17 protein-coding genes and 1 tRNA gene are annotated in these 17,731 nt (G+C 38.7%); 9 read left to right on the forward strand and 9 right to left on the reverse strand.

Annotated features, from left to right (window positions below):
• Positions 1 to 3: 3 nt before the first annotated feature.
• The 4 genes from surE to dnaG are packed head-to-tail and all read right to left on the reverse strand — an operon-like array spanning position 4 to position 4,585.
• Complete coding sequence (gene surE, locus AWW67_RS10360) at positions 4 to 792, reverse strand: 5'/3'-nucleotidase SurE (protein ID WP_062301633.1); 789 nt, start codon at positions 790 to 792, stop codon at positions 4 to 6.
• The gene (locus AWW67_RS10365) at positions 793 to 1,431 is read right to left on the reverse strand and encodes a hypothetical protein (protein WP_141655431.1); all 639 of its coding nucleotides are present in this window, start codon (positions 1,429 to 1,431) and stop codon (positions 793 to 795) included.
• Positions 1,432 to 1,480: 49 nt separating this feature from the next.
• Complete coding sequence (gene ribB / locus AWW67_RS10370; RefSeq protein ID WP_260311413.1) at positions 1,481 to 2,635, reverse strand: 3,4-dihydroxy-2-butanone-4-phosphate synthase; 1,155 nt, start codon at positions 2,633 to 2,635, stop codon at positions 1,481 to 1,483.
• Positions 2,636 to 2,665: 30 nt separating this feature from the next.
• A complete protein-coding gene (dnaG, locus tag AWW67_RS10375; protein ID WP_062301636.1) occupies positions 2,666 to 4,585 on the reverse strand; it encodes a DNA primase in 1,920 nt (639 codons plus the stop codon).
• A 120-nt stretch (positions 4,586 to 4,705) separates the two neighbouring features.
• Between dnaG and AWW67_RS10380 the strand changes: the two genes are divergently transcribed.
• From AWW67_RS10380 to AWW67_RS10400, 5 genes are all read left to right on the forward strand, one after another.
• The gene (locus tag AWW67_RS10380) at positions 4,706 to 5,803 is read left to right on the forward strand and encodes an Mrp/NBP35 family ATP-binding protein (RefSeq protein WP_062301640.1); all 1,098 of its coding nucleotides are present in this window, start codon (positions 4,706 to 4,708) and stop codon (positions 5,801 to 5,803) included.
• Positions 5,804 to 5,818: 15 nt separating this feature from the next.
• On the forward strand, positions 5,819 to 6,055 hold the full coding sequence (locus AWW67_RS10385) for a NifU family protein (protein WP_053224132.1): 237 nt from the start codon (positions 5,819 to 5,821) through the stop codon (positions 6,053 to 6,055).
• A gap of 210 nt (positions 6,056 to 6,265) precedes the next feature.
• Entirely contained in the window at positions 6,266 to 7,075 is an 810-nt protein-coding gene (locus AWW67_RS10390) for a PASTA domain-containing protein (protein WP_062301641.1), read from the forward strand.
• 54 nt (positions 7,076 to 7,129) lie between these two features.
• Positions 7,130 to 8,962: a T9SS type A sorting domain-containing protein gene (locus AWW67_RS10395; protein ID WP_141655432.1), complete on the forward strand. Its 1,833-nt coding sequence runs from the start codon at positions 7,130 to 7,132 to the stop codon at positions 8,960 to 8,962.
• A 2-nt stretch (positions 8,963 to 8,964) separates the two neighbouring features.
• Positions 8,965 to 9,267 carry a rhodanese-like domain-containing protein gene (locus tag AWW67_RS10400; RefSeq protein ID WP_053224135.1) on the forward strand — a complete coding sequence of 101 codons (303 nt, stop codon included), beginning with the start codon at positions 8,965 to 8,967 and terminating at the stop codon, positions 9,265 to 9,267.
• Between the two features lie 293 nt (positions 9,268 to 9,560).
• Here the strand turns inward: AWW67_RS10400 and AWW67_RS10405 are convergent, their stop codons facing one another.
• Entirely contained in the window at positions 9,561 to 10,187 is a 627-nt protein-coding gene (locus AWW67_RS10405; RefSeq protein WP_053224136.1) for an HAD family hydrolase, read from the reverse strand.
• Positions 10,188 to 10,317: 130 nt separating this feature from the next.
• Here AWW67_RS10405 and AWW67_RS10410 point away from each other — a divergent pair.
• Positions 10,318 to 10,391: transfer RNA gene (locus tag AWW67_RS10410), tRNA-Ile, on the forward strand.
• A gap of 242 nt (positions 10,392 to 10,633) precedes the next feature.
• Positions 10,634 to 10,813, forward strand: coding sequence for a hypothetical protein (locus AWW67_RS10415; RefSeq protein ID WP_053224137.1), 180 nt, complete (start codon positions 10,634 to 10,636; stop codon positions 10,811 to 10,813).
• A 155-nt stretch (positions 10,814 to 10,968) separates the two neighbouring features.
• On the opposite strand, the gene AWW67_RS10420 is transcribed toward AWW67_RS10415, so the two are convergent.
• The 4 genes from AWW67_RS10420 to sbnA form a co-directional block, all read right to left on the reverse strand.
• Entirely contained in the window at positions 10,969 to 11,508 is a 540-nt protein-coding gene (locus AWW67_RS10420) for a DUF421 domain-containing protein (protein WP_062301644.1), read from the reverse strand.
• A 99-nt stretch (positions 11,509 to 11,607) separates the two neighbouring features.
• On the reverse strand, positions 11,608 to 13,038 hold the full coding sequence (locus tag AWW67_RS10425; protein ID WP_062301645.1) for a type III PLP-dependent enzyme domain-containing protein: 1,431 nt from the start codon (positions 13,036 to 13,038) through the stop codon (positions 11,608 to 11,610).
• Between the two features lies 1 nt (position 13,039).
• Positions 13,040 to 14,854: an FAD/NAD(P)-binding protein gene (locus AWW67_RS10430; RefSeq protein WP_062301647.1), complete on the reverse strand. Its 1,815-nt coding sequence runs from the start codon at positions 14,852 to 14,854 to the stop codon at positions 13,040 to 13,042.
• A 10-nt stretch (positions 14,855 to 14,864) separates the two neighbouring features.
• A complete protein-coding gene (sbnA, locus tag AWW67_RS10435) occupies positions 14,865 to 15,842 on the reverse strand; it encodes a 2,3-diaminopropionate biosynthesis protein SbnA (RefSeq protein WP_062301648.1) in 978 nt (325 codons plus the stop codon).
• Between the two features lie 334 nt (positions 15,843 to 16,176).
• Between sbnA and AWW67_RS10440 the strand changes: the two genes are divergently transcribed.
• Complete coding sequence (locus AWW67_RS10440; protein ID WP_062301649.1) at positions 16,177 to 16,527, forward strand: phage holin family protein; 351 nt, start codon at positions 16,177 to 16,179, stop codon at positions 16,525 to 16,527.
• A gap of 197 nt (positions 16,528 to 16,724) precedes the next feature.
• Positions 16,725 to 17,714, forward strand: a complete 990-nt coding sequence (locus AWW67_RS10445; RefSeq protein ID WP_062301651.1) for a Gfo/Idh/MocA family protein — start codon at positions 16,725 to 16,727, stop codon at positions 17,712 to 17,714.
• Positions 17,715 to 17,731 lie beyond the last annotated feature (17 nt).

The following is a 17,731-nucleotide window of genomic DNA, read 5'->3' on the forward strand; positions in this document are numbered from 1 at the left end:
GCTTTAAACATTGGTCATGAAATCCCAATCATCATTGATTTGGGCAATGCTGTGATAGGCTGTCATGTCGTACTGACAAGGCACTACTGAAACATAATTATGGTCTACCGCCCAAACGTCAGTATCTTCACCTTTATCGTTATTCACAAAATTACCGGCTAACCAAAAGTAAGGTCTTCCATAAGGATCTTTTCGCTGATCAAATTCTTCCTGCCAATGTGCTTTGGCCTGTCTACAAACTTTAATTCCTCTAATTTTCTGATTTTGCTTGGGTGGAATATTGACATTAAGGGCTACGTTTTTGGCAAGTCCCTTTTCTAAAACCTCTTTGGCAATATGAACAATATGATCAATGGCGTGAGAAAAATCAGCTTTTAAAGAAAAATCGGCTAAGGAATAACCAATGGATGGAAAGCCCTCTATGGCGCCTTCAATGGCTGCCGACATGGTACCTGAATAAAGTACACTAATGGCTAAATTGCTTCCGTGATTCACACCACTTACTACCAGGTCCGGCACTCTATCTTTCAACACGTAATGTTTGGCCAATTTAACACAGTCGGCAGGTGTACCTGAACATTTATAGGCAATTACACCTAAATCATTAAAGATATCGGTTTCTATAAGTCGTAAAGTATTACCAATTGTAATGGCATGCCCCATTCCTGATTGCGGACTATCGGGGGCAACAACAATTACTTCACCAATTTGACACATGGCTTCGATGAGCACGCGAATACCTTTTGAGGTGATACCGTCATCGTTTGAAACAAGAATAAGGGGTTTGGACATTTAGTTTACTTCTTGGTTAAAATGATGCACCAATTTCGCAACATCCTGTAAGCGATCAAGCTTTAATCTCTCTTTTTTAACGTACTTCTTAAGTTCTGCACGAGCATTACCAAATTGATTAAGCACATCATTTGTTTTCCCCGAGGATTCTCTAATTACCCCATCTTCTTTTGCAAAAAACATTTTATGAGCCAAATAACTTCTACTTTCTCTAAAGTTTGGGTAGTCAGAATACCTGTATCTATTATTTAAGCTTGAAGTAGTGGGTGAATTTCTAATTACTACATACTCTCTAGCCAAAAGTGTCATTTTACCAGCAACAATCACCTCGAAAAATACAGGGCGTTTATAGTTATTTTGAATGGCATAAGGAAGGGAATAAAAAGTTCTTCGCGTTTTGGTAGATTCTTGCAAAAAAGAGAATGAAATTATTTGACTCGCATCATATGCTTCGGTACGATCTCCAATTTGTAATTGAATCGCCTGTCTATCCAAGTCGTATTTAATATTCCCATTTTTTATACTTCCGTCAGTCAGCTTGATTTGTCCATCATGCCATAATTCAGACGGAAAAGTTTGTGCATTAACCCCAAATGCCACAAAACTAAATAACACGAGAAAATAAATGTACAATTTCATATCGCACAGCATTTTTGTTTTGTGTTGAACTCGCTGTAAACCTTAATGTTTATTTTTTCTTTAAGGTAACATGTTCAACGATTTCGAGACCATAACCTATAAGCCCAACACGCTTTGTAGGATGATTCGTAATCAAGCGGATTTTAGAAACACCGAGGTCACGCAAAATTTGAGCTCCAATTCCAAAATCTTTCTGATCCATCTTTACCCCGAACTTACCTTCTTTTTGACCTGCAGCCTTGATGGCTTTAAGCTCATCCAATAAACGAGCGCCTCTAGCACCTTGGTTCATATAAAGTACAACTCCTTTACCTTCATCTTCTAACATACGGAGCGCATGCTTTATTGGATTACCTGTATCTCGATTAAAGCCGAATACATCGCCTAAAGTGCTAGAAGAATGCACACGAACCAAAACTGGTTCATCTTCTTTCCATTCGCCTTTTACAACAGCCAAATGCACTTCTTCCGTATTGGTTTGTTTAAAGGCTTGAAGATGGAAATCACCATAATCTGTAGGCAAATCCACAGATTCTACGCGTTCAATAAGACTTTCCTTTTCTAAGCGATAAGAGATTAAGTCTTCTATAGAAACTAGCTTTAAATTAAACTTTTCGGCTACTTTCTTGAGGTTAGGAAGGCGAGCCATTGTTCCGTCCTCATTCAGTATTTCTACCAATACACCACAAGCTTGAAAGCCCGCTAAACGTGCCAAATCAATGGCCGCTTCAGTATGGCCTGTTCTTCTTAATACTCCCCCTCTTTTTGCTCGCAAAGGAAAGATATGGCCTGGTTTACCTAACTCTTCGGGTTTTGTATTTGGATTCACCAAAGCTTGAATCGTCTTGGAACGGTCGCTGGCAGAAATTCCAGTAGTACATCCGTGACCGATTAAATCAATAGAAACCGTAAATGGAGTTTCGTAGGCTGCAGTATTAGAGCCCACCATCATTTCAAGGCCAAGCTCATCACAACGGTCTTCAATCACTGCTGCACAGATTAACCCACGACCATGTGTAGCCATAAAATTGATAACTTCAGGTGTTATTTTCTCTGCAGCGCAAATGAAATCACCTTCATTCTCACGGTCTTCATCATCAACCACAATAACTACTTCGCCATTTTTTATAGCTTCAATGGCTTCTTCAATTGTATTTAATTGAATTTTATCTGTTGTGGTTTCCATTGTATTTGCTTCTGTCATGCTCTTTATATTAAGCGTATATAAATTCTTTTATTTTGACACTACAATTCCTAATTCGGTGGTCACCTGATCGAAAAGTGTCTTTAAGTGCTTTATCATTAAAAGAAGTTCGTCCTGCTCGTTTGCGATAGACGACTTCTTCAAAAGTTCTTCATTATGGTGAATCATTTCTTCGATTTTCTTTCGTTTCAATCTCAGAATGACTTTATAAGTGGCCTTTGGTAAATCTTCCTTTTCATGGCTGGTACTAATTTTATGAAGTTCTTCCCATCCATCGCTTATGAAATACTTCATGTCCAAAAGGTCAATCACCAACTGACTCATTTTTGGATGATCTGGCCCAATAAACATATCGGGTTCTACCTTTTTACCTGCCCTTATAAATTCAGAAGCCTTAGAAATAGTTTCATTAATTAATGGATCATCAAATTTCAAATCAACCGTTTCATTCAAAATAAACTCCCCTATTTTCTGATGTTCATCAAAAGGTTCATTAGCATAATTAATGACCATTCTCAAGCATTCTCGTTCTACATAAAATGGAGTATAACCGGGCTGTTCTTCTTGTTTGGCCTGAAGCGAGTTAGCCAACTGTTCATCCACTGCTGACTCGCGTTCATCATGTTGTTTGTCTTTTTTTCGGTTTTTAATCAGAATTTTATTCAGTTCCGAAATCAAAACTTGCTCATCAATTTCGAGCAAATCGGCACAAGACTTTATATAAACAGATCGCTTAATTCCATCAGGAATTAGTGAAATACTTTCTACCACATCGCGTATAACGGCTACTTTTTTAACCGGATCGATGTTTTTACCGCCTTCGGTAAGGATGTTCGTTTTAAAGGTGATGAAATCTTGGGCATTGTCTTTCAGAAATTGCTGAAAGGCCTCTGAGCTCATACTACGCGAAAAACTATCGGGATCTTCCCCCTCAGGAAAAACTACTGCGTGTACATCTAGGTCATGCTCAAGAATTAAATCAATACCTCTAAATGAAGCCTTTATTCCTGCTGCATCTCCATCGTAAAGTACTGTAATGTTCTTTGTATAGCGACCAATCAAGCGTATTTGCTCCTTAGTTAAGGATGTTCCCGAAGAAGAAACCACGTTTTGAACACCTGATTGATGCATAGAAATCACATCTGTGTAACCTTCTACCAAATAACAAAGGTCTTCGTTCCGAATGGCTTGTCTGGCTTGGTGGATACCATAAACGATATCACTTTTATGGTACACCACAGTTTCGGGCGAATTGATGTACTTAGGCTGCTTTTTATCTTTACGAAGTGTTCGGGCACCAAAGGCAATTACTTTTCCACCCACATTATGGATTGGGAACATTACTCGTCCCCTAAACCTATCGTAAGTTTTGTTTTCAGAATTAAGAATTAAACCCGCCTTTTCTAAGATTTCTTCAGAGTAGCCTTTTTCCAGTGCAGGCTTCATTAGGCCATCCCAAGCATCGAGGCTATAGCCTAGATCAAATTTCTTAATTGTGGCTTCAGAAAAACCTCTTTCTTTAAAATAGCTAAGCCCAATACTTTTGCCTTCGCTATGATTCCACAATACATCTTGGAAAAATTCGCCTGCAAATTTTAGAGCAATAAAAAGACTATCTCGTTCATTCTGAGCAGTTATTTGCTCGTCAGTTTGTTCTTCTTCCTGAACCTCAATACCATACTTATTTGCAAGGTACTTCAGTGCTTCAATGTAATTGATGCCTTCTACTTCCATTACAAAAGAAATGGCATCGCCCCCTTTTCCAGAGCTAAAACATTTAAAAATATCTTTGGAAGGAGAAACGTAAAAGGAAGGACTCTTTTCGTTCGTGAAAGGGCTGAGTGCCCTATAATTTGATCCTACTTTTTTGAGCGACACAAAATCACTGATCACCTCAACTATGTCGATGCGGTTCTTGATTTCCTGTATTGTGCTGTCGCTGATTGCCATCCCTTCTGGCCTCAAATATAGGGCATTGCTAAGGCTTGAAAAAGCACGGAACGAATTTCATTTAAAGCTGTTATTCAGACTAGACAAAAAGCCGTTAATTTGCAGCGGAATAAAAGAACTATGGCAGCACTTACTAAAGAAAATGTAATCAAAGCACTTCGACATGTTGATGACCCAGATATTAAAAAGGATCTGGTTACGCTAAACATGATTCAAGACATTGAAATTGAAGGAAATAAACTCTCTTTCACCGTAATGTTAACCACTCCTGCTTGCCCATTGAAAGAAGTAATCAAAAACGATTGCTTAAAAGCCATTGAAGAGCATGTGGGCGCTGATATCGAAGTGAGCGTAAATATGAGTTCACATGTAACCAGCACAAGAGATAATGCTCCTCTTCTACCTCAGGTAAAGAATATTATCGCCATTGCTTCGGGAAAAGGCGGAGTAGGTAAATCTACCGTTACTGCCAACCTTGCCGTTGCTTTGGCCAGAAGTGGTGCCAAAGTGGGCTTGATCGATGCCGATATCTACGGTCCGTCTATCCCAACTATGTTTAATTGCGAACATGAGCAGCCTAGCATTAGAAAAGAAGGTGAAAGAAATTTGATTATTCCAATTGAGCAGTATGGAGTGAAATTAATCTCAATTGGTTTCTTAACCCCTGCCGAAAACGCTGTAGTTTGGAGAGGCCCAATGGCCAGTAGCGCCCTAAAACAGTTTATTGGCGATACAGATTGGGGCGAGCTTGATTATTTATTAATCGATCTTCCTCCTGGCACAGGCGACATTCACTTGACTTTGGTGCAAACCGTACCGGTTACAGGAGTGGTATTGGTAACTACACCGCAAAAAGTAGCCTTAGCCGATGCTCAGAAAGGATTAACCATGTTTATGCAACCACAAATCAATGTACCTATATTGGGTATTGTTGAGAACATGGCTTATTTCACTCCAGAAGAATTACCTGACAATAAGTATTATATTTTCGGAAAAGATGGAGGAAGGAACTTAGCAGAAAAACATAAAGTACCTTACCTAGGTCAAATTCCTTTGGTACAAAGTATTCGCGAAGCTGGAGATATTGGTTACCCAGCGGTAATGCAGGATTCCGTTACTGCCAATGCCTTTAAATCACTTTCACAACAAGTTGCCCAACAGGTTGCCATAAGAAATGCGCAATTAGCTGAAACAAAACGGGTAGAATTAAAAGTTTAACGTACATTTATACCTATGAAACAAAGAGTTGAAGCAGCTTTAGAGAAGATCAGGCCATTTCTTTTGGCTGATGGAGGTGATGTGAAAGTGCTTGAGATCACAGACGACATGATTGTAAAGCTTGAATTACTTGGGGCTTGCGAAAGTTGCCCAATGTCGCACATGACGATGAAAGCTGGAATTGAAGAAGCAATAAAAAGAGATATCCCAGAAATAAGGGGCGTAGTTGCTATAAATGCAGCAACGGTATAGTTTTCTCAACCAACACCTAATAAATGGGCATAGTGTAAAAGCATTATGCCTTTTTTAATTTTTGGCAAATGGTAAAGCCCAATAAAAAATAACTTGTTGTATTCATGCTATTATTAAACATTTGACCGTTTTCTTAATTGATTATCTTTGCGGACGAAGTAACCTAGGAACCATTGCATTTTTAACCTACTTCACCCAATATCAAACCTTATGAGTGACAAATCTTTTACGTTTAGCAGATTTTTGAAGAATGTATTGATTATGGCCGGTATCGGAATCGTTTTCGTGCTGTTCTTTTTCTATATCTACCTTCCTTCTTCTACCAATCACAACGAAACTATTACTGTGCCTGAACTGATTGGCTTGACCTATGACGATTTAGACGAGTTTGTAATCAAAAGAGACTTGAGGTATGAAATTGTTGAAGACTCAGGTTATTCAGAATCGGCCGCACCGCTTTCTATACTTAGCCAAAACCCAAAGCCTGGTTCAAAAGTAAAAATGAACCGCAAAATATATATTGCACTGAACGCTAAGGTTCCGCCAAAAGTAAAAATGCCAAACCTTATTAATACCGATGTTCAAAACGCTGAAGACATTTTAAATACCAACGGTTTAAAACTAGGTTCATTAACCTACGAACCGAACCTTGCAAATAACGCAGTATTGGCACAAACACTTGATGGAGAACCTATAGAAGCAGGAACCTCTATTTTCAAAGGTTCTTCTATTGATTTAGTAATTGGCGATGGCGAAGGCGTGCAGCGTTTTCTTGCTCCCAACTTTATTGGAAAAACTTTAGAAGACGTAAAGTTTCAGATTAATGCATCAAAACTTAAACTCGATGTAATCAACTTTATTCAGGTAGACAGCGTGGCTGAAAACTCTATTTATAAACAATTGCCTCCGGCCGGAAGCATGATCAGGTCAGGAAGTTTGGTCGAAATATGGGTGAACAGCAAGGAAACTAATGGTGAGGAGCCAGAAGATTCACCAGAGGGAGACGTTAAAATGCAATAATAGTTAGTGAAGAAACTGCTGCTCATATCGTTCATTTTTTTTGCCATTCAAACCATGGCTCAGATTACCGAGCTACCTCTACCTATTAATGCTAAGCCCAAAAGCAGCAATAGCCTTGTTTCAGCAGCGGCAGGACTTAACCTAGCCCAAGCCAGTTTAACTCTTCCTTTTTGGGACGATTTTTCACAAGCGAATACTTCTCCTAACCCTGCCTTATGGAAGTCAGGAGAGAATGTTCGAATAAGCAGTTCAATTGGTAAATCTGCACCTACTTTAAATGTTGCCATATTCGATGGTGTTGATGCCACAGGAAGACCATACAACGCGACCAGTTTGCTAAATGGTGCAACAGACAGTCTGGTCTCTCAGCCCATTGACTTAAGTACTTTACCCGTAAATCAAGCCGATTCGGTTTACATCAGTTTCTTTTGGCAGGCCACAGGAAACGGAGAATTACCTGATAGGCAAGACTCACTGGTGCTTCAATTCAGAAAGCCCAATGGCAGCTGGCAAAGTGCATGGCGACAGATTGGAGGTATTGACAATCAATCAGAAGAATTTAACCAAGTAGTTTTAAAAGTTGATGCCGAGTTTTTCTATGATGGCTTCCAATTTCGTTTCAAATCATTTACTCGTTTAGCAGGGGCATACGATACTTGGTTGGTAGATTATATTTACCTGAACGATAGTAGATATGAAGGCGATGTGGCTCATGTAGACCGTGCACTCACAAGAAAACCATCGTTTTTGATTGCCCCATATTCTGCAATGCCTACCGAGCAGTTCTTTGCTAACCCAACAAAATACTTATCTGAGACCAATACGGAATTCTACAATCTCAACGACTTCTTTCAACCCATTCAATTCACTACAACTGTAAAAGACCTTGGCACAGGAAACCAATTGGAGGTATTAAACAATGAAAGTGTAGCCAACCCTCCACCAGGGCCTTATGCTCGAAGAACGTTCACTTCTCCTACTCTTTCTGTTGCTAATATTGATGTTGACGCTGATTCTCTTTGGCTAGAAACTACTTATTATATTAAATCTGGAGATAACTTCTATATCGAAAATATTTCATCTACAAATGACACGACTTTCAATACTAACCTAGATTATAGGGTAAATGATACGGTAAGGGTAGTGACCAAAATTAACGACTTCTTTGCCTATGATGATAACGATGCAGATTTCGCTGCTGGAATTAATCAAAATGGAGGTAAACTAGCTTATCAGTTTTTTGCAGAAGAACGAGCCCTACTTACGCATATAGACATCAACTTCCCCTTTACCCAACAGGCAGGAGAGCCTATTGAATTATTTGTTTGGACGAATATTGAAGCAGAAGGCAGGTCGGAAGAAATACTGTTTCAAGATTCCTACAGTGTTTTACGTCCTTCTAGTATTGGCGCAATGACCACCTATGAATTGGACACGCCCGTTTTTGTTCAAGACACTTTTTTCATTGGTTTTCAGCAAGCTACAAATGAGTTTCTAGCTGTGGGGCTTGATAAAAATCAAGATTCAGGAGACAAAATGTACTACAATGTTGACGGCACGTGGAGAAAAAACGAAAATGTAAAAGGCAGCTTCCTTATGCGTCCTAGGTTTGACAAATCCGTTGCCTCAACTTTTGTGCCCGGTAAAGTAGCCCCAGAGGTTCGCTTAGAGGTATACCCAAACCCTAGTGAAGGTGAGTTTAACATTAAAGGCCAAGTTGAGCATATCCGGCTTTTCGATAGCTGGGGAAAGGAAGCACAGTTTTCGGTAGAAGAAACGGAAACTGGTCTAAAAGTTCTTTTCGGAAAAAATCAAAAAGGCATATATTTGCTACACGTTAAAAAAGAAGGCAAAACTATAACAAAAAGGTTGATTCTAAACCACTAACCATGGCTGATATTACTGTAGAAGAATTGAAGGAAAGAATGCTGAATGGTGAAGTTAAGCACTTCATTGATGTAAGAGAAGAGTGGGAATATGACGAAGATAACCTAGGCGCCAAATTAATTCCACTTGGCGATATCCCGCATAGAGTTCCTGAAATTGAAGACCTAAAAGATGCCGAGCTTATTATTCACTGCAAGTCTGGGGCTAGAGCTGGTAGAGCTCAGAAATACCTTATTTCTAGAGGCTTCAACAACGTAAGAAACCTTATTGGTGGTATTGAGGCTTTCAGAGCCGATCAAGATTAATACAAAGCTAAAATTACCGTTTATTCAACATGAAACCCCAAGTAATCCTCGTTTATCGAGGGTTCAACCTCTGTAATTCCTAAAAAGATTCCTACGGGGATGATTGAAAGCAATGTTAGTTAATCAAGTCATATCATTTGCTCAAGCTTAAAAGCTAAGATATGCTATAAGCATCCTCTCAGAACATACGGACTCTCACGGTTTCGTTTTTCAAACGTCAACCTCAGAGTGACGGTAACTTGTAGGGCTCCTTACGAATTCTCGCTTGTAACGAGAATTTATTTCGACAAAAGCTACTCAATAATATTCACCCAATCATCTGGAGTAATATTATGGAAACCATTCATACCCATATTCATAGCTGCTTGAATGTTCTCCAGTTTATCATCTATAAATAAAGTACGTGAAGCATCCAATTGATGATCGTTGAGAATAGGCTGCCAAGCACCAAAATTAGGCTTACGCTCCCCTACTTCCTGCGAAAAATAAACTTGAGTAAAGTATTCATGAAATTGTTTATGCGGAGAAATTAAGTCGATAAGTTTGAGGAAAAACCTGATATGAATATCGTTGGTATTGCTCATTACAAAGAGCTTATATTTTTGAGAAAGCACCTCCAATTTTTTCAGTCGATGAACAGGAATTTGACCTAGCATAGCATTCCAAGCACCATCTAGAATATTATCGTCAGAAAACACATTTAAAGATTCTCTTAAATGCGCCCTAAAAGTAGGGTCGTCAATCTGGCCCGTTTCATACAGTTTAAAGAATTCTGCTGTTTTCGACAACTCAAGTACTTCATTTTCAGTACGCCCAGAAATTTCAGCAAAAGCTTTTATGGTTGCTGCTTCATCCAAGTTGATGATTACCCCACCTAGGTCGAAAATAATTGAATCTATATTACTTAAATCTGGCGCCATGTTTTGTTGTTTAATTAATCGCAAATATGTAACATTGCACTCCCAAAATCAAAGGGTTTAAAGCACAATGTATCTTGTTCGATTTTTAGAACAAGTTCATCAGAAAACCAGCCGCTTTAAATAAGATATTGGGCCTATAACTCAGCTGGTTAGAGTATCTGACTCATAATCAGAAAGTCCCTGGTTCGAGCCCAGGTGGGCCCACTAATAGCCTCATACATCACGTATGGGGCTATTTTTTTTAAGTGGGTGACGGAATGGGTGACAAACCCTTTATTTTTCTTGTTCCGATGATCCTATCTTTCCCAACATAAAATACATTTTTACCCCATAAGTCCTCTCTCCGATTTTACTTTCAGAACAGAAATAACCAGGGTTTGAAAAGAACTATTCATAAACAATAAAATATCTGAGTTGTTAATGTTATAAATCAAACAAATAGAATTATGAGTGATAAAAACAAGAAAGATAACTCGGGAATACCCTATGGAAATAAGCACGTATCAGAAGATCCAAATCGAACTCCGAAGGGAGATGATACAGATAAGGATGTAAGACCAAAAGAAGGATATGTTGAACCCTATAACAAAAAGAAGTATCAGCAAGACCCTAAAAACAATAAGTAAAAAGCTCTAAATCGAGCTTTTTACTTATTTTAAGGGCTTAATTTCGAGTTAAGCAATTGACTTGACAGCCTAGTAACAAGAACTTCTAACCCTCGCTAATTTTACTAATCCATAATTAGCTTCTGGCTTTTTATTCTGGACATAACTCGCAAAGTTCATCGTCTAACATTCTTTAATAAATCGGAATCTAGTTGCATATCTTGATCTTCAGAATGTAATACTGAAATATCACCTGTTGTTTCTAGCACCACAGCCAACACTTGACGCATTTCGTATACATTCGCTTCTCTCAGTTTAGCATAGAGGTCTGCTTCGGTAACTCTATTCGCTTTTAAATTATGCCATAAAATCTCTGAACCTGACATGAGCAATACAGGTGTATTGGTAACTGCATTTTCAAATACATTGCTCTTCTTTCTTAACTTGGCAACAGCGGCTTGCAGCACAACTAGTACTGTGAGTGCCACTATACCTTTAACCAAGCTGTTCTGCTGTGAAATTAATGTTGAAGCGATAACACTACCAATGGCTATTGTAATAGCAAAATCGAAACTGGACATTTTAGCGAAAGTCCTAAGCCCATTCAGTCTAGTAATAATCAGAACAGCTAAATATATTCCTACAGTAGATAGAACCGTAATTAATATGGATGATGAGCTACTATATAACCACGAAGGATTTTTAAATATTTCCATATCCCAAAATTTAATTTCAAACTAAATTATTTCCCGATCCAACACTATCGAAGGATGCCGTTGGGTTCGGTTCAACTAATATTTTAACACCTCTGAGACCTAGTCAATTTGAAAATCAGAAAGCTCGATAGTCTCGTTGTTCGGTTTGAAAAACAAATTTGTAGCTAGGTCGAAAAGATGCGCTTCCGTTTCAAAAAAGTGCATCATGTAACCCGCAGTATTTACAAATACGACTAAGTCTCCTATTGCTGGCAGTTGGTTTAAAGCTATTTTGCGTTTGAGCAAAATGTCACGCTCTAAACAATAAGCTCCTGTAAAAAAGACCTCTGTAGTTTCTTCGTTATCTTTTTGATTTTGGTTGATAATAAATGGATCAAGTAAAAAATCTGCGCTTGAGCTATGCATTTGAGTCATGTTCATTTCTAAACCAACCAACCAGTTACCTAGGGCGTCCTTCTTTCTAAAAATGACTTTGGCAATTGTCATTCCTGTTTGATCCAAAAGCGACCTACCTGGCTCCATTCTTATTTCTATTCCTTGCGCTTTAATCCGATCGGCACAACTTTGCCCCGCCCTGTTTGAATACGATAGAATTCCGTTTAAGAAAACTGCCTTTGCTTTGTCATTAAAGTAAGGGTAAGTGTTTAACTCACCTTGTAATTTTTCTTCAATCATACTAAAGCCTAGCCCTTGATTCTGAAAGGTGATTTCGCGGTGTTTACCCTGAACAGCCAACTGGAGTGTTTGAATAAAATGGGTCCATTGACTTTTTTCCTTTAGGTAGTTTATTAATAGCCCTCCCCCCATGTCAATAAAATGAGTTTTATAGCCACTTAAACCTAATCGAAGCGCTAAATCTAAAGATTGATGCAAAGCCTCACCTCTTTGATCAATTGAATAGCCATTAAGGTGAAAGTGAATTCCGCAATAAACAAGTCGATTAAGAGACTTAGCTTTACCAAAGTGATTCAATACTAAGTCGGCAACTCCCTCTATATCAAAGCCAAACCGACTGTATAGTTTACTTCCTTTAAAGGAAAATCCGCTTACTCGGACTCCCACTTTTGCATCCATATTTAGTTGTTCTGCTACCGACTGCACCAGTTCACATTCATCGTTATTATCGAGAATAATGACTATGCTATTCTTAACCGCGAGCTCAATCAATTTTCTGCTTTTGATGGCCGCAGTTACCACTAGCTTTTCTGGTTGTATTCCAAGTTCAATACATTGTTTTAACTCTTGATAACTTGCAGTATCCACCCCCATACCTGAGGATTTTGTAGCCTCTACAAAGCTTTGGCATTTATTTGCCTTTCGGGCAAAAAGAACCAAATGTTTCAAATCATAGGATTCAAAAACCGTTTTGTATTCGGTATAATTATCGAAAAAGGGAGCTGTGTGATGAATATTTAATGGAGAGCCATACTCTTCCATCAACTGATAAATAGTTGTGGGTGATTGCATCACTTTGTGCATCCATGGTGAAGTAAGAGGTGTTAAAGGTGGAAGTTGGTTTTTGGCTTTCATATTATGATTTCTCTAAGATTTTTGATTGGGTAAATACTTGAATATCGTTGGCGACTTGTGCACCCCAAAGAGATACAAAGTCGTTTCGATTTCGGGAAAGAGTATCGTTATCGAATGTGATTCCCTCGGTTGGTGTGCCTGTTAAAGTAATCTGCTTGATTTCTTCTCCTAAAGCATTAATCGGATGACCTTCACGCGAAATGTGTATACATCCGGGACTAAAAGAATCGCAACCGTCACTTCCGTTATTGTAAATTGTAGCTAGCCCATTATCAATTAACTTCTGATATAATTTAGGCGGGTTTGACACCATATCGGTTTTGGGTATTCTTGCGTCAATCAAATAATCAACCTTCAGTTCTGAACCATCTTCTAATGTGAGCACATAAAAACTGTTATACGCATTAACATTAGGCTGATGAGCAAAGCTAAAATCAATCAGCCCCGCCTCAGCCAAAGCCATTATTTTCTTCATGTTTTCGATGGGTGGACCATAGGCAACTCTATTAAATTGCCCCATAAAATCGCTCAGAAAAACACGGTGCGATTTAGGAGATAAACCACCAAATGAATAAAGTTCATTGAAATCGTTACTGATTCTTCGCCAAGTTCCAGCTGCATGCGCTAACGGACTTCCCTCCTCACCTTTTTCACCTTCTTTTATCGACAATCGAACATAGTTGAGGATTTGCTCATGTCGATCAGCTTTCCAATCGTTCAATGGATTAAATAAGGTATTGAAGCTAAATGGTTTTTCAATAGGATGCCTTTCATGAAAAGCATCAATCTCACTTTCAATTTTCTGAATATCTTTAAAAGGGTGTAAGTATTGATTGTACTGCTGGAACAACATTCTGTAGTAAGCATATTTTATCTCTGCTTTTATCAGGGGCAGAATGTCCTTTTCGAAATCATATTTATCTTTATCACCTTTGTTAATACACAAATTTTCTGGAGTGAAGTAATACAAAGGCTGACTGGGCAATCCGAAGGTTCCGCTACGTGGCATCATGGGTAGTCCAGACTTCGAAAAGGGATAAAGTACAAGGGGTTCATTTCCAGATTTCACATATTTAAAACCTGCTTCTGTTTGATTAAATCTACCGCCCCTGCCTTCAGTGAGTGCCAATACAGTATCAATAAAGGTTAAGCCAATTCCTTTGATGGCTACCTTGCTATTAGGAGTAACATGAGAAAGTTTTTCTTGTACCGGATAAACAAACTCTACAAAAGTATTTTGATCACTGAAAGCTTCTTTTTGTGGTGTTGAATGACCTGTAGCCAATAATATATGTTGAATATCAACATACGCTTCGTTTTCTGTTTTTATCCAAAACGCCCCGCCTTTCTTTTCAATATCACATACTTCCTGTGTATGCTGGAGCAAGCGCACATTTCTGGGTAAATTTTTCTTTAATTCTTCAAAAGCAGAACAAAGGTATTCTCCTACCCTTGACCTTGATGAAAATTCATTTCCAGACACGTTCCTCTCTTGTTTCTTCAGCCATTCAACAAAACTTAGTGGATGATCAACAATGGGTTTTGGAGCTTGATTTGGCCATGCATTAATAAATCCATTGGCATAGTTCATCAATAGATATTTAGGCTGGTCATGCCTGTAGATATCTCCTGCACCAAAAAATGAGCATCTATTAAACATATGAATCTCAACCTCCTCGTCAAGGGTAACTTCTGAAAGGTTGGCCAAAAGCCTTTCTAAACCATACAAACCTTTTGGCCCAGCACCTATTATTGCTACTCGATATGGCGTTTCAGGATTAATTGATTGAGCATCGACTGATTTATGATTTTCCATTCTATACAACTTAAACAGCAATCATTTGTGGATTGAAAATATTATCATTAACCCAATCATCATTGTAAATGGTATCCAGATAACGTTCACCTCGATCGCAAAGAATCATAGTGCAATTGGCTTCGGTTGGAATTTGGGTTAAGTAGCGTCCAACAGCACTTACCACGGCTCCCGAAGAACCGCCACATAAGATGGCTTCTTTATTCAATAAGTTTCGACAACCATCAACACAATCGGCATCGCTTACATGTATTACGTCATCTACAATCGACTTACATAAAAATGTAGAAGGTCGGCCAGCGCCATGCCCAGGTATTTTCCGCTCTTGCGGAGTATCTCCAAATATTACACTTCCTACGGCATCAACAGCAATTATTTTCGTATCTAAATTATTATCTGAAATATAGTTGGCACAGCCCATTAGCGTACCACAAGTACTAGTTGCAGCAAACATATAATCAAGTTTTCCATCAAGAGCATCTAAAATCTCTTTCATAGTTTGCTTGTGGGCCAATGGGTTTTGCGGATTACCATATTGGTTTGGCCAAAAGCTATTGTGAGTTTTATCAACCAAAGCCTGAACTCGGTTTAACCTTGCAGTAAGAAAGCCCCCCAATGGAGCAGGTTCTTTTACCATATCAATATTAGCTCCGTAAGCTTTCAGAATTTTAAGCGTATGCTTATTCGCCATTGTATCAACAACTACGGTAAGCGATAAACCATAATACAAACAAGCCTGCGCTAGCCCAATGGCCATATTACCAGAGCTCGATTCTATGACATGGTCCCCTTCTTTTAATTCTCCAGTACAAAAGGCATGTTCAAGTAATTGTATTGCCGTGCGGTCTTTAATGCTTCCACCAGGATTGTGTCCTTCCATCTTGGCAAATACATTTTTGTGAGAGTTGAACAGTCTATTTAGTTTGACGATTGGAGTATCGCCTATAGTTTCAAGAATGCTGTTATGTATAGCGTTAACTTTGGTCATTTGATAGGTTATTTTTGAGTCAGCAATAATTTATAGAACACCTTCGGTTACTCTGTTTCAGCCATTCAATACCAAAACTATTCCTAGCCTAAACTCATATCAGTTTTATCAAGCTCAACATCTACTTTTATTGCCCAAAACACCATTTCAACACGCTTAGCCACAAATTCGCTGTTACCTTATGTTCTACCAGTAATTACACAAGTATTTAAAATGTGGTGAATCATACACATCGAAATGTAGCAGTGTGCCCATATTTTCCAACAGAATGAGTAGCAAGCATGCTAATTGCACGCTTTATTAATATGGAGTATCGTTTGTAGAAGGGAGTTACATGGAACTCATATTACAACTCATCATCACTCCGATTGTCTTAATGCTCGCTAGCAAAGTCATAGATGGAGTATATATCAAGAACTTTAAATCGGCAGTGCTCACTTCTATATCGATTATGATAGTAAGCTTCTTAATTGGCTGGCTCATCACTTTATTCTTGAACGTGGCTACGCTTGGTATTTTGTGGATTGTTGGCTTGGGAATAATCACCAGAACCATTGCCAACGCCATTATTATTGAAATCATAGATCAATCCAGAAAAGACTTTGACACCAAAGGCTTTATGCCATCCTTAAAATTGGCCATTGCATTAGCGATTGCCTGGGGAGTAATTGATGTTATGTTCTAAAGGAATAATAGTTATTCCAGTATTACAGCCCAACACTAGAGCATTCATCGTTTTAAAAAGTATTAAAAGAACTTATCGGGTCGGCTGGCCATAAGTGCTAAAGACAGATTCGGTACAAGCCATCCAAAAACAGCTTCATTCCTTAGAGCCTGATGTTTTTATGGCTACTTTTGCCCCAGTTCAAAAAAACCATATCCATGCTTAAAATTGGCGTTCTGGGTGCTGGCCACCTTGGTAAAATTCATATTAAATGCATCAAAAACATTCCTGAATACGAACTCGTAGGTTTCTATGATGCATCAGAAGAAAACGCAAAGGCTGTTGCGTTAGAACATGGCATCAAAGGATATTCTACTATAGCTGAATTACTTGAGGTAGTTGATGTAATAGATATCGTAACCCCTACGCTATCACACTTCGATTGTGCCAAACAAGCCCTAAATGCTGGCAAGCACGTTTTTATTGAAAAGCCAGTCACCAATACGATTGCCGAAGCCGAGGAGCTTATTTCGCTTTCTAGAGCAAAAGGTCTTAAAATTCAGGTCGGTCATGTGGAAAGGTTCAATCCAGCATACGTAGCCGCTCAACACTACCTTAAGCAACCTATGTTTATCGAAACCCACCGCTTGGCGCAATTCAACCCAAGAGGTTTAGACGTTCCTGTGGTACTCGATTTAATGATTCACGATATTGATGTGATTCTTCATGCCGTGGGCTCTCCAGTGAAACATATCTCGGCCAGTGGTGTTGCGGTGGTAAGCGACACACCAGACATTGCTAATGTGCGCTTAGAGTTTGAAAACGGTTGCGTAGCCAACCTTACTACTAGCCGTATAGCGGTAAAAAACATGCGCAAATCACGTTTCTTCCAAAAAGACGCTTATGTATCGGTAGATTTCCTTGAAAAGAAATCTGAGATCGTAAGAATGCAAGAGGCTACAGGAGAAGAAGGACCCTTTTCTATGATTTTGGATTTGGGTGAAGGCAAAAGCAAAAAAGAAATCATTTTTGAGAACCCTAAAATTCACCCAACCAACGCTATTCGCGAAGAGCTCTTCACTTTTAATCAGGCCATTACCAATAATACAGAACCTATAGTAACTATAGAAGATGGGTACAAAGCCTTAAAAGTAGCCCAACAGATTCTAGACATAATTGAAGCCAACTTAAAACAGATTGGCTCTTAAACATAAACAACTATTAT

This window comes from Roseivirga seohaensis, from assembly GCF_001592945.1.
Taxonomy (GTDB): domain Bacteria; phylum Bacteroidota; class Bacteroidia; order Cytophagales; family Cyclobacteriaceae; genus Roseivirga; species Roseivirga seohaensis.